We start from the raw sequence: 20,688 nt of genomic DNA on the forward strand, positions 1-20,688 counted from the left end.
GCACGCGTGCGTCCGCCCGCACCCGAGGGAAGGAGCAGCGTGGCGACCTCGACGACCGGGAGGGCAGCGGACCCCGCCACGGAGCAGACCCCCGGCCTGCGCCTGGTCCGGCTCGACCACGACACCGACGAGACCCGGACCCTGCGTGAGGCGGTGGTACGCCAACGGCTGGCGCCCGAACAGCGCCGCTTCGTCACCGAGGCGGTCCGGACCCTGCCCCAGGCCGACACCGACCCCGACCGGATCCCTTTCGCGATGGTGCTCGCCGACGCCCGACCCACGGACCGGCTCACCGCGCTGGACACCTGCGCCGGTTTCGGCATCATCGACCTACGCGGGCCCCTGCGCGACCTGGTCGACACACCGGAACGGGCCGCTCTGCTGCGCGCCTACTACGTCACGCCAGAATGGCAGGGCCGCGGCATCGGCACGGCGGCCTGTTCCGCACCGCTGCTCGATCCCCTGGTCGCCGAGGCCGCCCCGCGGGCCCACGAGATCGTCCTGTGCGTCAACCACGCCAACGAGGCCGGAACACGCACCTACCTGGCAGCCGGGTTCGTGCCCACCGGCCGTACGTACCACGGCGGTCCGAACGGCCCGCAGCAGGTCCTTTCCCGTGCCTTGGACACCGGGGCGCACGGTGTTCCGGGCCCCCGGAACGAACGAACGGAGAACACGCAGTGACTCGCACACCCCAGGCCGCCGCCGAGGAGGCCGCCGCCGAACTGCGCTCGCAGACCGGTGCGGACACCTACGACATCGCCCTCGTCATGGGTTCCGGTTGGGCCCCGGCCGCCGACCTGTTGGGCGACTCTGGGCACGAGCTGGCCGCAGCCGACCTGCCCGGGTTCCGCCCGCCGGGGGTCGACGGCCACAGCGGCACCGTCCGCAGCATCTCCGACGGGAACCGGAACCTGTTGGCCTTCCTCGGCCGTACCCACCTCTACGAGGGACACGGCACCGACTCCGTCGTGCACGGTGTGCGCACCGCTGTCGCGGCCGGGGCCCGCACGGTGGTGCTGACCAACGCCGCCGGCGGCATCAACCCCGCCTACCCGGTGGGTTCGCCGGTGCTCATCTCCGACCACCTCAACATGACCTCGCGCTCTCCGCTGAGCGGAGCCACCTTCGTCGACATGACGGAAACCTACAGTGCCGAGCTGCGCGAGGCCGCCCGTTCGGTCGTGCCCGACCTGGCCGAGGGTGTCTACGCCCAGATGCCCGGGCCGCAGTTCGAGACCCCTGCCGAGATCCGGATGCTCAGTGCCATGGGGGCCGACCTGGTCGGTATGTCCACGGTGCTGGAGGCGATCGCGGCCCGCGCTGCCGGGGCCCGCGTGCTGGGGCTCTCCCTGGTCACCAACGTCGCCGCCGGACTGCAGGGCGCCAACCTCGACCACGAGGACGTCCTGGCCACCGGCCGTGACTCCGCCGACCGGGTCGGCCGCCTCTTGGCCGACGTCGTCGCCAAGATCTGAGGCAAGGAGAACGCTCCCCCGATGACCGACACCCTCGACGGCGCCCGTGCCTGGCTGGCCCAGGACCCCGACCCCGTCACCCGTGCGGAACTGTCCGCCCTGCTCGTGCGCGTGGAGGCGGAGGAACCCGAGGCCGTCTCCGAGCTCGACGACCGCTTCGGTCACCGCCTGGAGTTCGGCACCGCCGGGCTCCGCGGGGCGTTGGGGGCCGGCCCGAACCGGATGAACCGTGTGGTGGTCATGCGGGCCGCCGCCGGCCTGGGCGCCTGGCTGGGCGGGGCCGGGCGCCACGTCGTGGTCGGCCACGACGCCCGGTACCGCTCGGACGACTTCGCGGCCGACACCGCTGCGGTCCTCACCGGCGCCGGCCACCGGGTCTCGGTCCTGCCGGGGGCACTGCCCACCCCTGTGCTGGCCTTCGCGGTGCGCGAGCTCGGCGCGGACGCGGGTGTGATGGTCACCGCAAGCCACAACCCTCCGCAGGACAACGGCTACAAGGGCTACGTCGGGGGTGCCGGCGAGGACGCCGGTACGCAGATCGTCGCCCCGGCCGACACGGAGATCTCCGCCGCCATCGACCGGGTCGGCCCCGTGGGCGAGCTGCCCCTGGGGACGGACTGGACGCGGCTGGGCCCGGAGGTCCTGGAGCGCTACCTCGCGGCGGTCGCGGCGCTGGTCCCGGAAGGCCCCCGGGAGGTCAGCGCCACCTACACGGCCATGCACGGCGTGGGCGGCCGGGTGCTGACCGCGGCGCTGGAGCGGGCCGGGTTCCCCCGGCCGACCGTCGTGGCCGAGCAGTTCGACCCGGATCCGGACTTCCCGACGGTGGCCTTCCCCAACCCCGAGGAACCGGGAGCCATGGACCTGGCGCTGCGGGCGGGGGAGGCCAACGGTGCGGACGTCGTCGTGGCCAACGACCCCGACGCGGACCGGCTCGCGGTGGCCGTCCCGGGGCACGGGATGCTCACCGGGGACGAGGTCGGGGGCCTGATCGCCGAGTACGTGCTCGACCACACCTCGGGTGAGCGCGCCGTGGCCACCTCCATCGTCTCCTCGACCCTGCTCGGGCGTATCGCCCGCGCTCGCGGGGTGCACTTCGACGAGACCCTGACCGGCTTCAAGTGGCTGGCGCGTGCGGGCGGAGAGCGCCGCCGGGTCTTCTCCTACGAGGAAGCGCTCGGGTACTGCGTCGGCGGGGACGGGGCACGTCCGGTCGCCGACAAGGACGGGATCAGCGCGGCGCTCGTGCTGCTGTCGTTGGCGGCCGGGGCACGACAGGACGGACGCACCCTCCTGGACCTGCTGGACGACCAGGCGCGACGCCACGGGCTGCACCTGACCGACCAGCTCTCGGTGCGGGTGGCCGACCTGTCCCTGCTCACCGGGACCATGCGCCGACTGCGTTCGGACCCGCCGGAGGCGTTCGGTCCGTTCGCGGTCGAGGGCGTGGACGACTTCGCTGCCGGGCACTCCGAACTGCCGCCCACCGACGCCCTGCGGTTCCGGTTGGAGGGCGGTGGCCGGGTGACCCTGCGCCCCTCGGGCACCGAACCCAAGCTCAAGGCTTACGCCGAGATCGTCCTGGAGACCGCTGACGACGTGGGTTCCACCCGTGTGCGCGGCGCGCGCATGCTCGCCGAGGTCATGGCGTCGGTCTCGGCAGCGGTCCGGGGCCAGTGACCGGAACGTCCTGCGCGGGTGCTCAGCTGTCCTCCTCGGCGGGTTCGACCACGGGCCGGTGCACGACCTCGTCGATGACGGTGAGGGTCTGGGTGGCGGTCACCCCCGGCAGCGATTGCAGGCGGGTCAGGATCAGGTCGCGGAGCTGGTTGGTGTTGGCGACACGGACCAGGAGCACGATGTCGGCCGAGCCCACGACGTACCAGCAGTACTCGACCTCCGGGTAGGAGGAGAGCACCTCCCGGTTGGCCCGCCAGTCGGGCTGGCTGCCGGAGATGAGGACGAGCGCGGTCACGCCCAGCCCCATCTTGGCGTGGTCGGCGACCACGGAGTAGCCGCGGATCACCCCGTCGTCGGTGAGGCGCTTGATGCGGTTGTAGGCGGTGGCGCGGGAGACGTTGGCCAGTGCGGCGATCTCCGTGATGCCGGTTCGCGCGTCCTTGGCGAGCGCGCTCAGGATCGTCTGGTCGGTGTTGTCCGGACGCCGACCGTTGCGACGCTGGTCGCCCATGGCCATGTTCGTGCTCCTCGTGTGCTCTTGTGCTCGCGGCGGCCCCTCACGGTCCTCGTCGACGGGGGTCGTGGGGGCCAACGAACTACCAGGGAAACGGTGAATCCGTCCATCGGGGTCTCAGGTGGCGAGACGGTGGCGGGAACAGGGGTCGGGGGAACGGGGGTCGGCCGAGCCGGAGGGAGGACCGACTGTACCCGGGGCGGGCCCGGCGGACTGGGTTGGGGGTTTCCCGCCCGGGCGGTCCGCTACACCGCCGTTCTGCGAATCGTCCTTTTTGTCTTGCCGAGAACGCCGAGAACCTGACGAGTGTTCGGCCCCGGGGCGTTCTTTCCGACGTCTGGCGAACCCGTCCTGCGGGCGGAACGTTTCCGTCCAGTGCCGGGGTGCCCCCTTTCAGGGCGTACAGGTCTGTGTGTCGTTTTTGCAGGTGGTGTCTGAGTATGTCTGGACAATCACGAACTAAAATGCCGATCTCGTTCGCATCTGTATCAACTATGGGCGCGTATCTACCAAAAGTGTCGAACCCGAAGCAGAATCGAGGCAGGAGACCGAAGAGCCCGGCCCCGCCCGCCACACGTCCAGGGGCCACGTTGGGAGCAGCCAGAGATGCCACAGAACGCGTCCGCGGGCCGAGGACCCATCAGCGTGGGCCATCTGTCCCCCGATCTCACCCGCGAGCTCTACCGACACATGCGCACCGCCCGGGACCTCGACACCGAGGCGATCGCCCTCCAGCGCCAGGGCGTCTTCCCCGCATACGTCTCGGTCCGTGGACAGGAGGCCGCCCAGGTCGGCAGCGCCGCCGCGCTCGACCCCGGCCGCGATTTCGTCTTCCCCACCTACCGCGAGATGGCCGCGGCCCAGGCCCACGGAGTCGACATGGTCGGTTACATGGCCAGTCACCGCGCCCTGTGGCACGGAGGCCTCTACGACGTTTCGGCCTCCCGCTTCGGTGCCGTCAACGCCGTCGTCGGCGGGCCCGTGCCCCACGCGGTCGGCTGGGCGGTCGGCGAACGCCTGAGTGGGGCCGACGGGGTTGCCCTGGCCTACTTCGGCGACGGCGCCAGTTCGGAGGGCGACGTACACGAGTCCATGAACTTCGCCGGTGTCTACGGCGCCCCCGTGGTCTTCTTCTGCCAGAACAACCAGTGGGCCCTCTCGGTGCCCAACGATCGCCAGGTCGCGGGCGGTTCGATCTCCGCCCGCGCCCAGGGGTACGGCATGCCCGGGGTGCTCGTCGACGGCAACGACGTCGGCGCCGTGCACGCTGCCGCCTCCGAGGCCGTCGCACGCGCGCGCCGAGGTGAGGGGCCGACCCTGATCGAGGCTCTCACCTACCGCGTCGAGCCCCACTCCACCTCCGACGACCCCGGGCGCTACCGGGGCGACACCGAGACCGAACGCTGGCGCCGCCGCGATCCCGTCACTCTGCTGCGGGAGGCGATCCTCGCCGCGGGCCACGCCGACGAGAGCGCCCTGGCCGAGACCGACACTGCCGCCCTCGAAGAGGCCGTGCGCATCCGCGACGGTGTCGCCGCCGCACCAGAACCCGACGGGGCCGAACTGTTCACACACGTGTACCGGGGCTCCACCGAGGAGCTTGCCCGGCAGCGCCGCACCTGGCAGGAAGAGGTCGAGCCGTGACCGAGCTGATCGAGCACACCACCGCCACCGCTACCGGTCCGACCGTCGAACTGTCCATGCAGCAGGCCCTCAACCGGGCCCTGCGCACCCTGCTCTCCGAGGACGGCGAAACCCTGGTTTTTGGGGAGGACGTGGGGGCCCTCGGCGGGGTCTTCCGGGTCACCGACGGCCTGCAGAAGGAGTTCGGCGCCGACCGAGTCTTCGACACGCCGCTGGCGGAGTCGGCCATCATGGGCATGTCCGTGGGCCTGGCGATGAACGGCTGGAGGCCCGTCCCCGAGCTGCAGTTCGACGGGTTCGCTTATCCGGCCGTCGACCAGATCGTCAACCAGGTCGCCCGGATGAACTACCGCACCCGCGGCACCGTGCCGATGCCCGTCACCCTGCGCCTGCCCTCCTTCGGCGGGATCCAGGCCCCCGAACACCACGGTGAGAGCCTGGAGGCGCTCTTCGCCCACACCCCCGGGCTCAAGGTGGCTGTGCCCTCCGACCCGGGCGAGGCCTACCGCCTCCTCCTGCAGTCGGTGCGCTGCGACGACCCGGTCGTGTTCATGGAACCCAAGGCGCGCTACTGGGACCGGCGCCCCGTCGAGCTGGGCGAACCCGCCGATCCCGTCGGTACCAGCCGCATCGTGCGCCCCGGACGCCACGGCACCCTCATCGCCTGGGGCGCCATGGTCCACCGTTGCCTCCAGGTCGCCGAGCTGGCCGCCGAGGACGGGGTCGACCTCGAGGTCCTGGACCTGCGCTGGCTCAGCCCGCTGGACACCGAGGGCCTGGCCGCCTCGGTCCGCCGTACGAAACGCGCCGTGGTCGTGCACGAGGCACCCCTGACCGCGGGGCTGGGCGCGGAGGTGGCCACCCGCGTCACCGACGCCTGCTTCGGCGACCTCGCCGCCCCGGTCCAGCGCGTCACCGGGTTCGACGTGCCCTATCCGGCGGGGCCCCTGGAGCCCCAGTACCTTCCGACCGCCGACCGTGTGCTGCTCGCGGTGCAGCGCACTCTGGAGTACTGATACCGACATGGCAGAAGAGCACGTCACCTTCCACCTCCCGGACCTGGGCGAGGGCCTGGTCGAGGCGACCGTTCTGGACTGGGAGGCCGCCGTCGGCGACGGCGTCGCACGCAACGACCCCCTCGTGGAGATGGAGACCACCAAGTCCGCCGTGGTCATCCCTTCGCCCCACGAGGGGCGCGTGGTCGAACTGCACGCCGCCCCCGACGAGGTCGTCCGGGTCGGTGCACCTCTGGTGACCTTCGCGGTCGCCGCCCCCGACCGACCCGCCGCCGGCATCGTCGGGACCGTCCCCGAGAAGGAGGAACGCCCCCGGCGGCGCGTGCGCCTCACACCGCCCGACGAATGATCCCCGGGCCCCGGAGCCGCCCGCCGGGTGTTCGTTCTTCTGTACCAACGGTCCCCGGAAATATTCGGGTCCGTTCATCGGAAAACACGAATGAAAACCGCGCCGGGTCCGGATGGTCTCCGCTCAGGCAAACGATTGAAGGATTGCATGTCTGCGAAACTCACCGACGACGTTGCAATGCGTTATGCGGATTTGCGCCCGGGGTCTCCTGCGGACGCGGTTCCGGTGCTTCTCCTGCACGGTTTCGGAACCCACTTCGAGATGAATTGGAGAGCCGCCGGATGGGTGCAGGCCCTGGAGGCCGAGGGCCTGCGCGTCATCGGTCCGGACCTGCGCGGACACGGTGGCAGCGACAAGCCCACCGACGACGGCGCCTACCTGCCCGAGCGCTTCACCCAGGACCTGGTCGCGCTGCTGGACCGGCTGGACGTGGACCGCGTCGACGTCGTGGGGTACTCCATGGGCTCCCGCCTGGCCTGGGACCTCGCCCTGCGTGCGCCAGGGCGGGTGCGGCGCCTGGTCCTCGGGGGTTTCGGCCCCAACGACGCTTTCGCAGGCACCGACCTGAATGCTCCGGGGGAGGGGGAGAGCCCCTTCGATGCGGTGTTCCGCACGGTCAGCGCCCTGCCCGGCAACGACCAGGCGGCCCTGGCGGCCTGCGCTCGGGGGCAGGCCGCTCGCCCGTTCCGTTCGGAGCCCGCGCCCGAAGGCATCCCGTTCCTCCTGGTCGCAGGGGCCAACGACCCCCTCGCCACCGGAGCCGGTGAGCTGGCCCGCGACCGCGGTGGAAGCCATGTCGAGATCTCCGGGCGCGACCACGCCAACGCGGTGTCCTCGCGGGTCTTCCGGCAGGTCGCCGTGGACTTCCTCGTCGAGGATTGAACCGCCCTGACCTCCTGGGCGCGGGCTTGTGACCTTCGGTTCGGCCGTCCTGCGCGCGTGGGGGAGCGGGCCGCCCGCGCAGGGGCAGACCGGTCTGTACCGGCGACCCACTAGTCAGGTGGGGAAGCTCTGGGTGACCGAAACACGGCCCAGTGTCGTCATGCCGGGTGGGAGCGCATTCCGGCGCCCGGGAGGCCGCCGCGGAGTCCCCCTCCGGGTGGCCCCGGCATGTTCCGAGCGGCCCGTGCGTCGGGCCCCGTGTCGCTCCGCTCTCGCCTTCATAACAACTCGGCCCGTCCGTTGGGTGGTTTTTCGGCAACGGGATATTGTCCGGCAGCAGAACTCAGGTCGGTTCAGCGTGAATGTCCGGACGGCCGAGAGTGCGAAGGGGAGAGTTCCGAAGTGAAGCGTACTGACGCAATCAAGTTCGCCGCCGTTGCAGCGGCGAGCGCCCTGGTGCTGACCGCGTGCGAGAACGCGGACGGCGACGGCGCGTCCGGTGACGGAGAGGGCGGCGACGCCGACACCGTGCGGGTCGGCCTCGCCTACGACGTCGGCGGCCGCGGAGACCGCTCGTTCAACGACTCGGCCTACCGCGGGCTGCAGCGTGCCGAAGAGGAGCTCGGCGTCGAGACGTCCGACTTCGAACCGGCCGACGGCGAGTCCGACGCCGACAAGGAGGACCGCCTCAGCAACATGGCCATGGAGGGTTACGACCTCGTCATCGGGGTCGGGTTCGCCTACCAGGAACCCATCGAGAACGTCGCCTCCGAGTTCCCCGACGTGAACTTCGCCATCATCGACGAAGAGCTCGAGGGCCACGACAACATCACCAGCCTGGTCTTCGCCGAGGAGCAGGCCTCCTTCCTGGCCGGCGCGGCCGCCGCGCTGACCACCGAGGAGGACCACGTCGGATTCGTCGGCGGTGTCGAGACCCCGCTCATCAAGAAGTTCGAGGCCGGTTACCTCACCGGTGTCGAGCACATCGACGACTCGATCGACGTCGAGGTCGACTATCTGAGCCAGCCGCCGGACATCAGCGGTTTCACCGACCCCGCCCAGGGCCGGGAGAGCGCCCAGGCCCAGCACGACCGCGGCGCCGACGTGCTCTACCACGCCGCCGGCGCCTCCGGCAACGGTGTGCTCGAGGCCGTGGCCGACAACGACCTCACCTTCATCGGCGTCGACAGCGATCAGTACGAGAACGCCGACGACGACCAGAAGCCCTACGTGCTCACCTCCGCCATCAAGGAGGTCGACGTGGCCGTGTACGACCTCATCCAGGCCGTGGGCGAGGGCGAGCACGAGAGCGGCATCCAGCGCTTCGACCTCTCCGACGGCGGTGTGGACTACACGCGGTCCAACGAGGAGGCCATCGAGCCGCTCGAGGACGAGCTGGACGATCTCAAGCAGCAGATCATCGACGGCGAGATCGAGGTCCCGACCGCGCCGTAGGGGTGGCGGCCGCGATCGACGGAGCGGCGGCCCCGACCCCGCGGTGTTCCGGCGAGGGCGGTACCGGCGAAGGCGCAGGAAGACGTTCCCACACGCCCCGCGGGTACCGCCCCCAATCTTGCGTTTTGCGGCGACGGTGTCGAAAGGCCGGGATCCGGCCCGATCCGCCGCGCTGCCGTTTCCACGAGGAGAATGATGAGCAGCACGCCACCGGGCGGCGGGGCCGAAGCGCCCCCCGCCGTCGAGCTGCACGGGATCACCAAACGATTTCCCGGCGTCGTGGCCAATCACGACATCGACATCACCGTGGCTCCCGGTACCGTGCACGCCATCGTGGGCGAGAACGGGGCCGGGAAATCCACGCTGATGAAGACCCTGTACGGAATGCACCGTCCTGACGAGGGCGAGATCCTCGTCCGCGGCACCCCCTTGCACTTCGGTTCGCCCTCCGACGCCATCAAGCAGGGCATCGGGATGGTCCACCAGCACTTCATGCTGGCCGACAACCTCACCGTGCTCGAGAACGTGGTGCTGGGGGCCGAACGCCGCCACGGCATCGGGAACAAGGCCCGGGCACGCATCCTGGAACTCTCCGACCAGTACGGGCTCGGGATCAGGCCCGACCGGCTCATGGAGGAACTGGGCGTCGGCGACCGCCAGCGCGTGGAGATCCTCAAGGTCCTCTACCGGGGCGCACAGACCATCATCCTGGACGAGCCCACCGCCGTCCTGGTGCCGCAGGAGGTCGAGGAGCTCTTCGACAACCTGCGCGAGCTCAAGCGCGAGGGCCTCACGGTCATCTTCATCTCGCACAAGCTGGACGAGGTCCTGTCGGTGGCCGACGAGATCACCGTGATCCGGCGCGGCACCACGGTGGCCACCGTCGACCCCGCCTCCACATCCGCCCGCGATCTGGCCACCCTCATGGTCGGCGGCGAACTCCCGGTGCCCGAACTGCGCGAGTCGACCGTCACCGACCACGTGGTGCTCTCCCTCGACGGCGTCACCGTGCTCTCGCCCGAGGGCCGTCCGGCCGTCGACGACGTGTCCGTGGACGTGCACCGCGGCGAGATCGTCGGGATCGCCGGGGTGGAGGGCAACGGCCAGTCCGAGCTCATCGAGGCGGTCATGGGCATGCAGACGCTCAGCGCCGGACGCATCCTCCTCGAGGACGCCGACATCACCGAGTGGTCGACACTGCACATCCGCGAGGCCGGGGTCGGCTACATCCCAGAGGACCGCCACCGCCACGGCATGCTCCTGGAGTCCCCGCTCTGGGAGAACCGCATCCTGGGACACCAGACCCGCCCCCCGAGCGTGCGCGGACCTTGGATCGACCGGCCCGGCGCCCGCACCGACTCCGAGCGCATCGTCGAAGAGTACGACGTGCGCACCCCCGGCATCGACGTGGTCGCCGACGCGCTCTCGGGCGGCAACCAGCAGAAGTTCATCATCGGCCGTGAGATGAGCGGAGAGCCCCGTTTCCTCGTGGCTGCCCACCCCACCCGCGGTGTGGACGTGGGTGCCCAGTCGGCCATCTGGGAGCAGCTGCGGGAGGCCCGCGCCGCGGGCCTGGCCGTCCTGCTCGTCTCGGCCGACCTGGACGAGCTCATCGGCATGTCCGACACCCTGCACGTGATCCTCCGCGGCCGCCTGGTCGTGGAGGCCGACCCCGCCGGCGTCACCCCGGAACAGCTCGGCTCCGCCATGACCGGTGCCGGCCTGGGCAGCGCCGACGACACGGAAGGTGGCCCCCGTGCCGACCGGACCCGCGACGACGAGGGCGAGGGCGGAGCATGACTGAGAACGCTCCCCGTACTTTCGCCGCACCGGCCGTCCTCGGCCCGGCCCTGCTCCTGGGCACGGCCGCCACGGTCGTGCTCGACCTGTTCCTGCTCTGGTGGGCCGCGGTCCTCATCGGGGTCGGCGCGGCCTTCGTGCTGGTCGCCGCGACCGCCTCGCGCACCCGCGACGAGAGCCGCACCGGGGCGACCGGGGCCAAGGAGGAGGGCACGCCCCTGCACAAGGTGCTGGTCGCCCCCATGTCCCTGGTGCTGGCCCTGCTCGGCGGTCTGGCCACCGCCTGGCTCCTCGACCTGCGGCTCATCTCCGAGGTAGCCGCAGGCCTGGGCGCCCTCGTCGGCTCCGCGCTGGCGTTCGTGCTCTTCCACCGCTTGTCGGCCATGCTCGCGCTGTCGTTCGCCGCGGTGCTGACCGCCGGCGTCATCGCGCTCACGGTCACCGGCGCCGTGCTCCAGCTCAGCGGTATCGCCCCGGTGGAGACCTTCGGGCGCATGCTGGAGTTCGGCTCCCGGCCCGACAGCATGGTGCAGATCATCAACACCGCCACCACCTACTACCTGGCCGCCGTGGCCGTGGCGATCGGCTTCAAGATGGGGCTGTTCAACATCGGCGTGGACGGCCAGTACCGGCTCGCGGCCCTGGCCGCGGCGTCGGTGGGCGGTTACATCATGCTGCCGCCGGTGATCAGCCAGATCGTCATCATCGTCACCGCCGTCGCGGTCGGCGGGGTGTGGGCCGGGATCGCGGGCTACCTCAAGGTGGCGCGCGGTGTGTCCGAGGTGATCTCCACGATCATGCTCAACTCCATCGCGACCGGCATCACCGCCTACCTGCTCAGCACCGACCGCCTCGCGGTGGAGCTGAGCACCAACAACATCGGCACTCCGCCCATGCCGGAGTCGTCGTGGGTGCCGGGCATCCCCGCCGTGTTCCTCGGCTCCGAACGCGAGATCTGGGGCATGATCGTCCTGGCCGCGGTGGTCGGGTTCCTGTACTGGGCGATGCTCAACCGCACGCGGTTCGGGTTCGAACTGCGCGCCACCGGCCAGTCCAGGACGGCGGCCGAGGCCAGCGGTGTCGACGTCAAGAAGATGGTGTTCCTGTCCATGCTCTTCTCGGGCATGGTCGCCGGTCTCGTGGGCCTGCCGCAGCTGCTCGGCCACTCGCACCACTACGCGCTCGACTTCCCCGCCGGCATCGGCTTCATCGGGATCGCCATCGCCCTGCTGGGCCGCAACCACCCGGTCGGGATCGTCTTCGCGGCGCTGCTGTGGTCCTTCCTCGACCAGGCGGCGGGCATCCTGCCCTTCGACGACACACCGCAGGAGATCGCGGTCATCGCACAGGCCACCATCGTGCTCACGGTCGTCGTGGTCTACGAGGTGGTGCACCGCTGGGGCCGCCGTTACCAACAGCAGCAGATCGGTAAGCAGCTCGGCCGGACCGTGTCCCCCGGGGAGGCGAAGTGAGCCAGGAACTCAATGTGAAGGCGACCGCGAAGACCCCGGCACGCCCCAAGGGGCGGGCCAAGTGGCGCTTCCTCACCCTGCTCGGTGCGGTCTTCGTGTCCCTGGCGGGCCTGCGGGTCATCACCGGCCAGGACATGCTCACCGACGCAGGGACCGTGCGCACGACCCTGGTGTTCGCGGTTCCCATCGCCCTGGCCGCTCTCGGCGGTCTGTGGGCCGAACGCGCCGGCATCATCAACATCGGCCTCGAGGGCATGATGATCCTCGGGACCTGGTTCGGCGCCTATTTCGCCTGGAACACGGGCGATCCCTGGATCGGCATGCTCGCAGGCGTGGTCGCGGGCATGGCCGGCGGACTCATCCACGCGGTGGCCACCGTGACCTTCGCGGTGGACCACATCGTCTCGGGTGTGGCCATCAACATCCTCATGCTCGGGGCGATGCGCTACCTCTCGATCCTCACCTACGAGGACGTCCCCCAGGCCGGCGCGGCACAGTCGCCGGTCACCCCGGACTTCCCGACGCTGTCCCTGCCTGTGGTGCCCGAGCTGCTCCAGCCGGTCGCGGCGAGCGGGATCTTCGTCATCGGCGACCTGGCGTCCTTCTTCGTCGGGCTGACCACGAACATGTCCGCGCTGACCTTCGTGGCGCTCCTGATGATCCCGCTGACCTACGTGCTGCTGTGGAGGACCACCTTCGGACTGCGGCTGCGGTCGGTCGGTGAGAACCCCGACGCCGCCGAGAGCCTCGGCGTGGCCGTCTACCGCCTCAAGTACACGGCCGTGATCATCTCCGGCGGTCTGGCCGGGATGGGCGGGGCGTTCCTGTCGCTGGTGGCCTCGAACATCTACCAGGAGGGCCAGACTGGCGGCCGCGGTTACATCGGTCTGGCCGCGATGATCTTCGGCAACTGGCGCCCGGGCGGCCTGGCCATGGGTGCGGGCCTGTTCGGTTACACCGACGCCCTGCAGGTGCGCGGCGGCGGTGCGGCCATCCACGCGCTGCTCCTGCTGTTCGTGGCGGCGCTGCTGGCCTGGGCCGTGTGGCGGGCGCGCAGCTCGCTGATCGGCCGCGTCGGCGCCGTCTCGGCGGTCACCGGTGCACTGGTGTACGCGTTCGTCTCCGCCGGGCCGCTGGCCGCGTTCTCCGGGCTCCTGCTGCCGACCTCGGGTCTGCTCCTGCTGATCGGGTTGGTGCTGGCGCTCATCGGGACACGCACCTCCGACACGCCCGTGCTCGCCACGGTCGCGGTCGGGCTCGTGTCGGTGGCGGCGCTGGCCTACTGGCTCGGATCCTTCACCGCCCTGCCCACCGCGGACACCACGACCGTCTTCGTCGCCGGCTCCGTGTTGGGTGTGATCGCCGCGCTGGTGTCGATGTGGGGGCACAAGGAACGCGCCACGGCGTTGGCGGTGGTGACCGCGGGAGCAGCCGCACTGCTGCTGTTCTGGTACTTCGGGACCGACTCGCTGCCACGCGAGCTGGCGACCTACAGTCCGCACATCGCGACGCTGCTGGTGCTCTCCCTGGCCTCCCAGAGGCTGCGGGCCCCCGCCGGCATCGGACAACAGTGGAGGGCGAGCCGCTCATGAGCCACACCCCGCACGAGGTCGACTGGGAGGCGCTGCGCCGCGCCGCCGGGGAGGCCATGACCCGTGCCTACGCGCCCTACTCGCGGTATCCGGTGGGTGCGGCGGCGCTGGTCGACGACGGGCGCACCGTCACCGGCTGCAACGTGGAGAACGCCTCCTACGGGGTCGGCCTGTGCGCCGAGTGCGGGCTCGTCAGCGCCCTGCACTCCAGTGGCGGGGGGCGCCTGACCGCGTTCGCCTGCGTCGACGGCGAGGGACACGCCCTCATGCCGTGCGGGCGCTGCCGCCAACTCCTGTACGAACACGGCGGCCCCGAGCTCCTGGTGGACACCCCCGAGGGGGTACTCACCATGGACCGGGTCCTGCCGCAGGCCTTCGGGCCGCACAACCTGGTCTGATCCAGGACACACCTGACTGTCCCCGGCCCCGCCCGACGGTGCCGGGGACAGCTGTAGGGAGCACCCCCGCCCGGTGCCTTCCGCTCCGCGACGACGCGAAGGAACAGGACATGGACGTCATCGAGGTCATCCGCACCAAACGCGACGGGGAGCGGCTGAGCCCCGAGCAGATCGACTGGGTCATCGAGGCCTACACCAGGGACGAGATCGCCGAGGAACAGATGGCCGCGCTGGCCATGGCGGTGTTCCTGCGCGGGATGGACCGGTCCGAGGCCGCCCGTTGGACCGAGGCGATGCTGACCTCCGGCGACCGCCTCGACTTCTCCGACCTGGCCCGGCCCACCACCGACAAGCACTCCACCGGCGGTGTGGGCGACAAGATCACCCTGCCGCTGACGCCCACCGTCGCCGCCTGCGGGGCCGCGGTCCCGCAGCTGTCCGGGCGCGGGCTCGGCCACACCGGCGGCACCCTCGACAAACTCGAGTCGATCCCCGGCTGGCGGGCCGGGCTCACCCCGACCGAGATGCGCAAGGTCCTGGAGGACACCGGCGGGGTGATCTGCGCGGCCGGGACCGGGCTCGCACCTGCCGACCGAAAGCTCTACGCCCTGCGCGACGTCACCGGGACCGTGGAGTCGGTGCCGCTCATCGCCGCCTCCATCATGAGCAAGAAGCTCGCCGAGGGCACCGGATCGCTCGTGCTCGACGTCAAGGTCGGTTCCGGCGCCTTCATGAAGGACCTGCGCTCAGCTCGCGAACTGGCGCGCACCATGGTCGACATCGGCAACGACCACGGTGTGCGTACCACCGCGCTGCTCACCGACATGTCCGCCCCGTTGGGCCGCACTGTCGGCAACGCCCTGGAGGTCGCCGAGGCGGTCGAGGTGCTCTCCGGCGGCGGGCCCTCCGACGTCGTCGAGCTCACCGTGGCGCTGGCCCGGGAGATGCTCGCCTCCGCGGACCTGACCCCCGGCACGGACGGCGTGAAGGACCCCGCCGACGCGCTCGCCGACGGCAGTGCCCTGGCCGTGTGGAAGGACCTCGTGCGCGCCCAGGGCGGCGACCCCGATGCACCGCTGCCCGGAGCGGCCGAGCACCGGGTGGTCCTGGCGCCTGCCTCCGGGGTCCTCACACGTCTGGACGCCTACCAGGTCGGGCTGGCCGCCTGGCGCCTGGGCGCCGGTCGCGAACGGAAGGAGGACGCCGTCTCCTTCGGTGCCGGGGTGACCCTGCACGCCGAGCCGGGGGACCGGGTCTCGGCGGGCGAACCGCTGTTCACCCTGCACGCCGACGAATCCGAGCGGTTCGACCGCGCCGCGCAGGCCCTGGCCGGTTCCTACGACGTCGAGGAGGAGCCCGGGTTCGAGCCCGGGCCCCTGGTGCTGGACCGCATCGGCTGACCCGTCCCGGCCCGGCATCCCCGGGCTCCCGGCCCGCGTCCCGCACTGCAGCAGGGCGCGGGCCGCCATGGGTCAGCGGTCGAGCATGTCCTGGGACTCCGACAGCCACCGGACCTCGTCCAGCGCCTGGCGCACGCTCTCGTCCCGGTTCTCGCGCACCGCACGGAGCGCATTGTCCTCGGGCACACCCTCGCCCTGCTGTTCGGGCGCGCTCCCGGTTTCGAACAGCAGGTCCCCGTAGGCATCGTCACGTGCCGTGTTCTCGCACACCTGCTCCCACTCGCGCTGCTTGACCAGGGCGTCGGCGACCGTGCGGCCGTAGGACTCGATGCGTGCGACCCGTTCCTCGGCTTCGGCGCGCACCCGCTGCAGGGAGGAGCGCTGCGGATCCAGGGAACGCTGCACCGCGTCCGAGACCGCCTCGCGCTCGCGCCTTTCAAGGTCGCGGGCCAGGTGGCTGCGGCGCAGGAAGAGCTGCGCCAGCGTCCACTCCTGTGCGTGCAGGGTGCGCAGAGCTCTCGTCGCGTCGAACTCCCCGCCGAGGATCTCCCGCGCGGACTCGGTCAGGTCCACGACGACCTGCACCCGCGCGAGCATGCCCCGTTCCACCGGGTGCAGGTCGGCGGGCACGACGTACTGGTCGCGGTACACGTGCGGGATGCGCTCGCCCGCGTCGCGCAGGGCGTAGCGCGCGCCGAAGAACGTCCCGGTCAGCCAGACCCCGGCCGAGATCGTGTAGACGGTCGCGGCCGGGCCCAGCCATACGACCGCGGACACGAGCGCGGTGGAGGCCGCCAGCACGAAGAACCCGACGATCGGGTTGTGGCCGAACGCGCCGAAGACGAGCATGACCAGCAGGATCCCGGCGATGATCGTCAGGGGCACGAAGAAGACCGCGGCCACCCAGAACACGGCGAGTGCGGGGGCGGCACTGAGCGCCGACAACAACAGGGCCTCGGCCCAGCGCTGTCCCGTCGACAGCTCCCGGGTCCACTGCCGCGCGTCGTCGGCGCGCAGCAGCTCGTCGTGCCGGAACTGGAGCTCGTCGTACACACGCTGGGGGAGCTCGGGGTCGAACGCGGGCTCGGCTGCGGAGGGGCGATCGGACACGGGGGGTCGACCTTCGTGACGGGGTCCAAGGAACGGTCAGTTTACCGCCGGCGCACGAGGGTCTGTGGCCCCGCACACGAGAGCCCCGGCGCCCGCACAGCGGGCGCCGGGGCTCGGGACACGGTTGCCTTCGCCCCCGACCGAACGGGACGGGGAGGGCACCGCCATTACTGCGGGATGGCCGGCATCTCCGGCATCTGCGGCTCGGAACCGGCCGGGATCATCACGTAGGTCAGGGCCGCGACGATCACGAACAGCAGGCCGACGATGATGGTGGCCATGGCGCCCCAGCGGGCCCAGGCGCGGGTGCCCACGTCGGCCAGGACCAGGGCCAGGCCGGCGAAGAGCACGGTGAGAAGAGCCAGGCCGCCCCCGACCAGGGCCTGGTTGGACAGCTGCGCGACCTGTTCGTGCGGAACGGGCTGGTCGCCGATCTGCATGACGGAGCTGAAGAGCTGTACCAGCTGACTGGACATCAGCGTCACGGCCAGCAGGAACACCGCGCTGAGTGTGAAGGTCTCCGAGCCGAGCAGCCCGCCGGTGCGGGGCTGCGCGGCCACAGCGCCGGCGCTGACCGGGGCCTCCCCGTGACCCTCCTCGGTGTATCCGTACGCGGCGCCTTCGGCGTTTTCGGTGCCCTCGGCCGCCGCCTCGTCGTGGGGCCCGGCCCAACGCGGGTCGCCGTTCTGGGTGTCGACGTTCGTGTCCTCGGGGTACCCGGGGCCCTGCCCCTCGGTCTCCTCAGGACGGTCCGTGGGATTGGTGTTGTCGTTGCCCATGCGGCCAACGTACCCCCCGACCTGGATAAACGCTGCCTAAGGAGCGGCGTGGCCGAGGGTGTCGCGCTTGCCCGGGCAGGTCAGCCCGGCCTCGATCGCGCTAACCGATACCGACGAAGGCGATCACACACATCAGGAGACTGACCACGCCGGCGATCACGACCGCCGAGGCCGCCCAGCGGGCCCAGGCGCGGGTGCGGTCGTCACCGGTGAACAGCGACACCGAGCCCAGCAGGACGGCGAGCCCGGCGATGGCGCCGGTGATCAGCAGTTCGGAACGCAGGACAGCCAGCTGGGCGGCCTCGGCGGTTCCGGAACCGACACCGAACCAGGCCACGCGCTCCAGGAGTCGGCCGCCCACCAGGACCGGCAGGAGAAGCAACATGCCGGTGATGGACAGGGACTCGGGGGAGAACACCCCGCCGCCACGGGGCAGGGCCTGGGGCCGCGACCCCTGGACGAAGTCGGCGCCGGTCTGCGGGGCACCGGTCGTCCCGTCGCCGGTCCGGTCCTCGTGGGTCTCGGGGGAGACGTCCGCGTCAGTGGTGCTGTCGGTGGCTTCGTCTTCTCGGGAGGTACTCACGGCCCCAAAACTACTGGGTCCGCGGAGCCCGGACGCGGACGGGCCCGCCCGCTCCGTGGCCGGATCCGGTCAGCGGTGGTGAACGGGTCCGGCTCAGGGGCCGCGACCTCTGCCGAAAGAAAAACAATCACGCGCGCTTGTTTTTTTGTGTGGGCGGTGTCACTCTCGTCACCATGACTGCGACACCAGAGCCACCGCTGTGGGTCGGGAACGCGTCCGGCTTCTACGGAGACCGCATCGCCGCCGTCCACGAAATGCTCACCGAAGGGCCGGTCGACGTCCTCACCGGTGACTATCTGGCCGAACTCACCATGGCGATCCTCGGCCGGGACCAGCTCGCCGACCCCGGACGCGGTTACGCGAAGACCTTCCTGCGCCAGATGCGCGAGACCCTCCGGCTCGTCATGGAACGCGGGATCAAGGTCGTCACCAACGCCGGCGGCCTCAACCCACGCGGGCTCGCCGACCAGCTCACCGAGCTCGCCGAGCAGCTGGACCTCGAACCGCGCATCGCGTGTGTGACCGGGGACGACCTGCTCCACCGGGCCGAGGAGCTCGGCCTCGGCGCCCCGCTCACCGCCAACGCCTACCTGGGCGGGTTCGGGATCGCCGCGTGCCTGGACGCCGGCGCCGACATCGTGGTCACCGGACGGGTCACCGACGCCTCACTGGCCGTGGGCCCGGCCATCTCCCACTTCGGGTGGACCCGCGACGACCTCGACGCCCTGGCCGGGGCCACCGCCGCCGGGCACGTCATCGAGTGCGGTGCGCAGGCCACCGGCGGCAACTACGCCTTCGCCCCCGAGCTCGTCGCCGACGGCCACGACCTGGACCACCCCGGGTTCCCGCTCGCCGAGATCTCCGCCGACGGCAGCTCCGTGATCACCAAGCACCCCGGCACCGGGGGAGCGGTCACGACCGGTACCGTCACCGCCCAGTTCGTGTACGAGATCGCCGGAGCACGCTACCCCGGTCCCGACGTCACCACCCGACTGGACACCGTGGAGCTCACCCAGGAGGGCCCCGACCGCGTGCGGCTCAGCGGCACGCGCGGCGAGGCGCCACCGCCCACGCTCAAGGTCGGCCTCACCGGGCTCACCGGGTTCCGCAACGAGTACGACCTGCTCATCACCGGCGACGGCGCAAGAGAGAAGGCGGCCTGGGCCGAACGGCAGATCCGCGCCAAGCTCGAGCACCGCAAACCCGGCGAACTGCGCTTCGACTTCCACCCCGCCGAGGATCCCGCCGGCCGGACCCAGGACGCGGCCACCTCCCGCCTGCGCGTGACCGCCCGCGACCACGACGCCCGCACCATCGGCCGCGGGTTCGGTGCCGCCGCCGTGGAGATCGCCCTCGCCGGGTACGCCGGGTTCCACATGAGCGCGCCTCCGCGCTCGGCCCGCCCCGACGGCGTCGCCGCCACCCACGAGCTCGTCACCGTCGAGGAGGTCGAGCACACGGTGATCCTGCCCGACGGGGAGCGCGTCGCAGTGGCCCCCTCGGCCCGGTTCCAGGACCTGGCGGCCGTACCCGAACCGCCCCTGCCCGCGCCCCCGCCCGAGGGACCGCGCCGCCGCGCCCCCGTCGGTGCCGTGCTCGGGGCCCGCAGCGGTGACAAGGGCGCCGACGCCAATCTCGGCGTGTGGGCCCGCGACGACGCCGGGTTCGCGTGGCTCGCACACGAGCTCACCGTCGAGAAACTCCAGGAACTGCTGCCCGAGACCGCCGACCTCGAGGTCACGCGCCACCTCCTGCCCAACCTGCGCGCCGCCAACTTCTGGATCGAGGGGATCCTCGCCCCCGGCACCGCCCGCCGGGAGGGCCAGGACCCCCAGGCCAAGGGGCTCGGCGAATGGTTGCGGGCCCGACAGACCGACCTCCCGGAGGCATTGCTGCCATGACCGTCCTGACCTCACGGATCGATCCCTCCTCCGACGAGCACGCCGAGAACCGCAAGGTCATGCTAGACCGGATCGCCGAGATCGAGGCCGAGCACGCCAAGGCCGTCGACGGCGGCGGACAGAAGTACGTCGACCGCCACCGCTCCCGCGGCAAACTCCTGGCCCGCGAGCGCATCGAGCTCCTCCTCGACGAGGGCAGCCCGTTCCTGGAACTGTCCTCGCTGGCCGGCTGGGGCAGTGACTACAACGTCGGCGCCAGTGTCGTCACCGGAATCGGCGTGGTCTCCGGCGTGGAATGTGTGATCGTCGCCAACGACCCGACCGTGCGCGGCGGCGCCTCCAACCCCTGGACCCTCAAGAAGTCCCACCGGGCCGGGGAGATCGCCGAGCAGAACCGCATGCCGATGATCAGCCTCGTGGAGTCCGGCGGCGCCGACCTGCCCAGCCAGAAGGAGATCTTCATCCCCGGCGGGCGGACCTTCCGCGACCTGACCCGGCTGTCGGCCGCGGGTGTTCCCACCATCGCGCTGGTCTTCGGCAACTCCACCGCGGGCGGCGCCTACATCCCCGGCATGAGCGATCACGTCGTCATGGTGCGCGAGCGCTCCAAGGTCTTCCTCGGCGGCCCGCCCCTG

Annotated in this window: 19 protein-coding genes; 15 read left to right on the plus strand and 4 right to left on the minus strand. The window is 71.2% G+C overall.

The window, feature by feature from the left end; genetic code table 11:
• Positions 1–39 precede the first annotated feature (39 nt).
• The 3 genes from D474_RS0126075 to D474_RS0126085 are packed head-to-tail and all read left to right on the plus strand — an operon-like array spanning position 40 to position 3,158.
• Complete coding sequence (locus D474_RS0126075; protein ID WP_017616425.1) at positions 40–684, plus strand: GNAT family N-acetyltransferase; 645 nt, start codon at positions 40–42, stop codon at positions 682–684.
• Positions 681–1,478 carry a purine-nucleoside phosphorylase gene (locus D474_RS0126080; protein ID WP_017616426.1) on the plus strand — a complete coding sequence of 266 codons (798 nt, stop codon included), beginning with the start codon at positions 681–683 and terminating at the stop codon, positions 1,476–1,478. Before D474_RS0126075 ends, D474_RS0126080 begins: the two co-directional genes overlap by 4 nt.
• A gap of 21 nt (positions 1,479–1,499) precedes the next feature.
• Positions 1,500–3,158 carry a phospho-sugar mutase gene (locus tag D474_RS0126085; RefSeq protein ID WP_017616427.1) on the plus strand — a complete coding sequence of 553 codons (1,659 nt, stop codon included), beginning with the start codon at positions 1,500–1,502 and terminating at the stop codon, positions 3,156–3,158.
• 22 nt (positions 3,159–3,180) lie between these two features.
• Here the strand turns inward: D474_RS0126085 and D474_RS0126090 are convergent, their stop codons facing one another.
• Positions 3,181–3,675 carry an Lrp/AsnC family transcriptional regulator gene (locus D474_RS0126090; protein WP_017616428.1) on the minus strand — a complete coding sequence of 165 codons (495 nt, stop codon included), beginning with the start codon at positions 3,673–3,675 and terminating at the stop codon, positions 3,181–3,183.
• A 603-nt stretch (positions 3,676–4,278) separates the two neighbouring features.
• Between D474_RS0126090 and D474_RS0126095 the strand changes: the two genes are divergently transcribed.
• The 10 genes from D474_RS0126095 to D474_RS0126140 all read left to right on the plus strand — a co-directional run bounded on the left by D474_RS0126095 (position 4,279) and on the right by D474_RS0126140 (position 15,680).
• Positions 4,279–5,316 (plus strand): thiamine pyrophosphate-dependent dehydrogenase E1 component subunit alpha, encoded by a 1,038-nt coding sequence (locus D474_RS0126095; RefSeq protein WP_051051130.1) that lies wholly within the window; start codon positions 4,279–4,281, stop codon positions 5,314–5,316.
• The gene (locus tag D474_RS0126100) at positions 5,313–6,332 is read left to right on the plus strand and encodes an alpha-ketoacid dehydrogenase subunit beta (protein ID WP_017616430.1); all 1,020 of its coding nucleotides are present in this window, start codon (positions 5,313–5,315) and stop codon (positions 6,330–6,332) included. Before D474_RS0126095 ends, D474_RS0126100 begins: the two co-directional genes overlap by 4 nt.
• Before the next feature lie 7 nt (positions 6,333–6,339).
• A complete protein-coding gene (locus D474_RS0126105; RefSeq protein WP_017616431.1) occupies positions 6,340–6,681 on the plus strand; it encodes a biotin/lipoyl-containing protein in 342 nt (113 codons plus the stop codon).
• A gap of 147 nt (positions 6,682–6,828) precedes the next feature.
• The gene (locus D474_RS0126110) at positions 6,829–7,563 is read left to right on the plus strand and encodes an alpha/beta fold hydrolase (RefSeq protein WP_026118812.1); all 735 of its coding nucleotides are present in this window, start codon (positions 6,829–6,831) and stop codon (positions 7,561–7,563) included.
• A gap of 402 nt (positions 7,564–7,965) precedes the next feature.
• Positions 7,966–9,018, plus strand: a complete 1,053-nt coding sequence (locus D474_RS0126115) for a BMP family lipoprotein (RefSeq protein WP_017616433.1) — start codon at positions 7,966–7,968, stop codon at positions 9,016–9,018.
• Positions 9,019–9,213: 195 nt separating this feature from the next.
• Positions 9,214–10,818, plus strand: a complete 1,605-nt coding sequence (locus tag D474_RS0126120; RefSeq protein ID WP_017616434.1) for an ABC transporter ATP-binding protein — start codon at positions 9,214–9,216, stop codon at positions 10,816–10,818.
• Positions 10,815–12,290: an ABC transporter permease gene (locus D474_RS0126125; protein ID WP_017616435.1), complete on the plus strand. Its 1,476-nt coding sequence runs from the start codon at positions 10,815–10,817 to the stop codon at positions 12,288–12,290. The genes D474_RS0126120 and D474_RS0126125 overlap by 4 nt, the downstream gene beginning before the upstream one ends.
• Positions 12,287–13,882, plus strand: coding sequence for an ABC transporter permease (locus D474_RS0126130; RefSeq protein ID WP_017616436.1), 1,596 nt, complete (start codon positions 12,287–12,289; stop codon positions 13,880–13,882). Before D474_RS0126125 ends, D474_RS0126130 begins: the two co-directional genes overlap by 4 nt.
• On the plus strand, positions 13,861–14,280 hold the full coding sequence (locus tag D474_RS0126135; RefSeq protein ID WP_017616437.1) for a cytidine deaminase: 420 nt from the start codon (positions 13,861–13,863) through the stop codon (positions 14,278–14,280). The genes D474_RS0126130 and D474_RS0126135 overlap by 22 nt, the downstream gene beginning before the upstream one ends.
• A gap of 110 nt (positions 14,281–14,390) precedes the next feature.
• Positions 14,391–15,680 (plus strand): thymidine phosphorylase, encoded by a 1,290-nt coding sequence (locus tag D474_RS0126140; RefSeq protein ID WP_017616438.1) that lies wholly within the window; start codon positions 14,391–14,393, stop codon positions 15,678–15,680.
• A 72-nt stretch (positions 15,681–15,752) separates the two neighbouring features.
• On the opposite strand, the gene D474_RS0126145 is transcribed toward D474_RS0126140, so the two are convergent.
• The 3 genes from D474_RS0126145 to D474_RS0126155 form a co-directional block, all read right to left on the minus strand.
• The gene (locus D474_RS0126145; protein WP_017616439.1) at positions 15,753–16,790 is read right to left on the minus strand and encodes an SUR7/PalI family protein; all 1,038 of its coding nucleotides are present in this window, start codon (positions 16,788–16,790) and stop codon (positions 15,753–15,755) included.
• 167 nt (positions 16,791–16,957) lie between these two features.
• On the minus strand, positions 16,958–17,569 hold the full coding sequence (locus D474_RS0126150) for a phage holin family protein (RefSeq protein WP_017616440.1): 612 nt from the start codon (positions 17,567–17,569) through the stop codon (positions 16,958–16,960).
• Between the two features lie 100 nt (positions 17,570–17,669).
• Complete coding sequence (locus D474_RS0126155) at positions 17,670–18,152, minus strand: hypothetical protein (RefSeq protein WP_017616441.1); 483 nt, start codon at positions 18,150–18,152, stop codon at positions 17,670–17,672.
• A 149-nt stretch (positions 18,153–18,301) separates the two neighbouring features.
• Here D474_RS0126155 and D474_RS0126160 point away from each other — a divergent pair, with 149 nt between their 5' ends.
• Both D474_RS0126160 and D474_RS0126165 read left to right on the plus strand, forming a co-directional pair.
• Positions 18,302–20,053, plus strand: coding sequence for an acyclic terpene utilization AtuA family protein (locus D474_RS0126160; protein WP_017616442.1), 1,752 nt, complete (start codon positions 18,302–18,304; stop codon positions 20,051–20,053).
• On the plus strand, positions 20,050–20,688 hold a 639-nt coding region (locus tag D474_RS0126165; RefSeq protein WP_017616443.1), incomplete at its 3' end, for a carboxyl transferase domain-containing protein. The genes D474_RS0126160 and D474_RS0126165, both read left to right, overlap by 4 nt.

The sequence above is a fragment of the Nocardiopsis salina YIM 90010 genome (assembly GCF_000341025.1).
Taxonomy (GTDB): Bacteria; Actinomycetota; Actinomycetes; order Streptosporangiales; family Streptosporangiaceae; genus Nocardiopsis; species Nocardiopsis salina.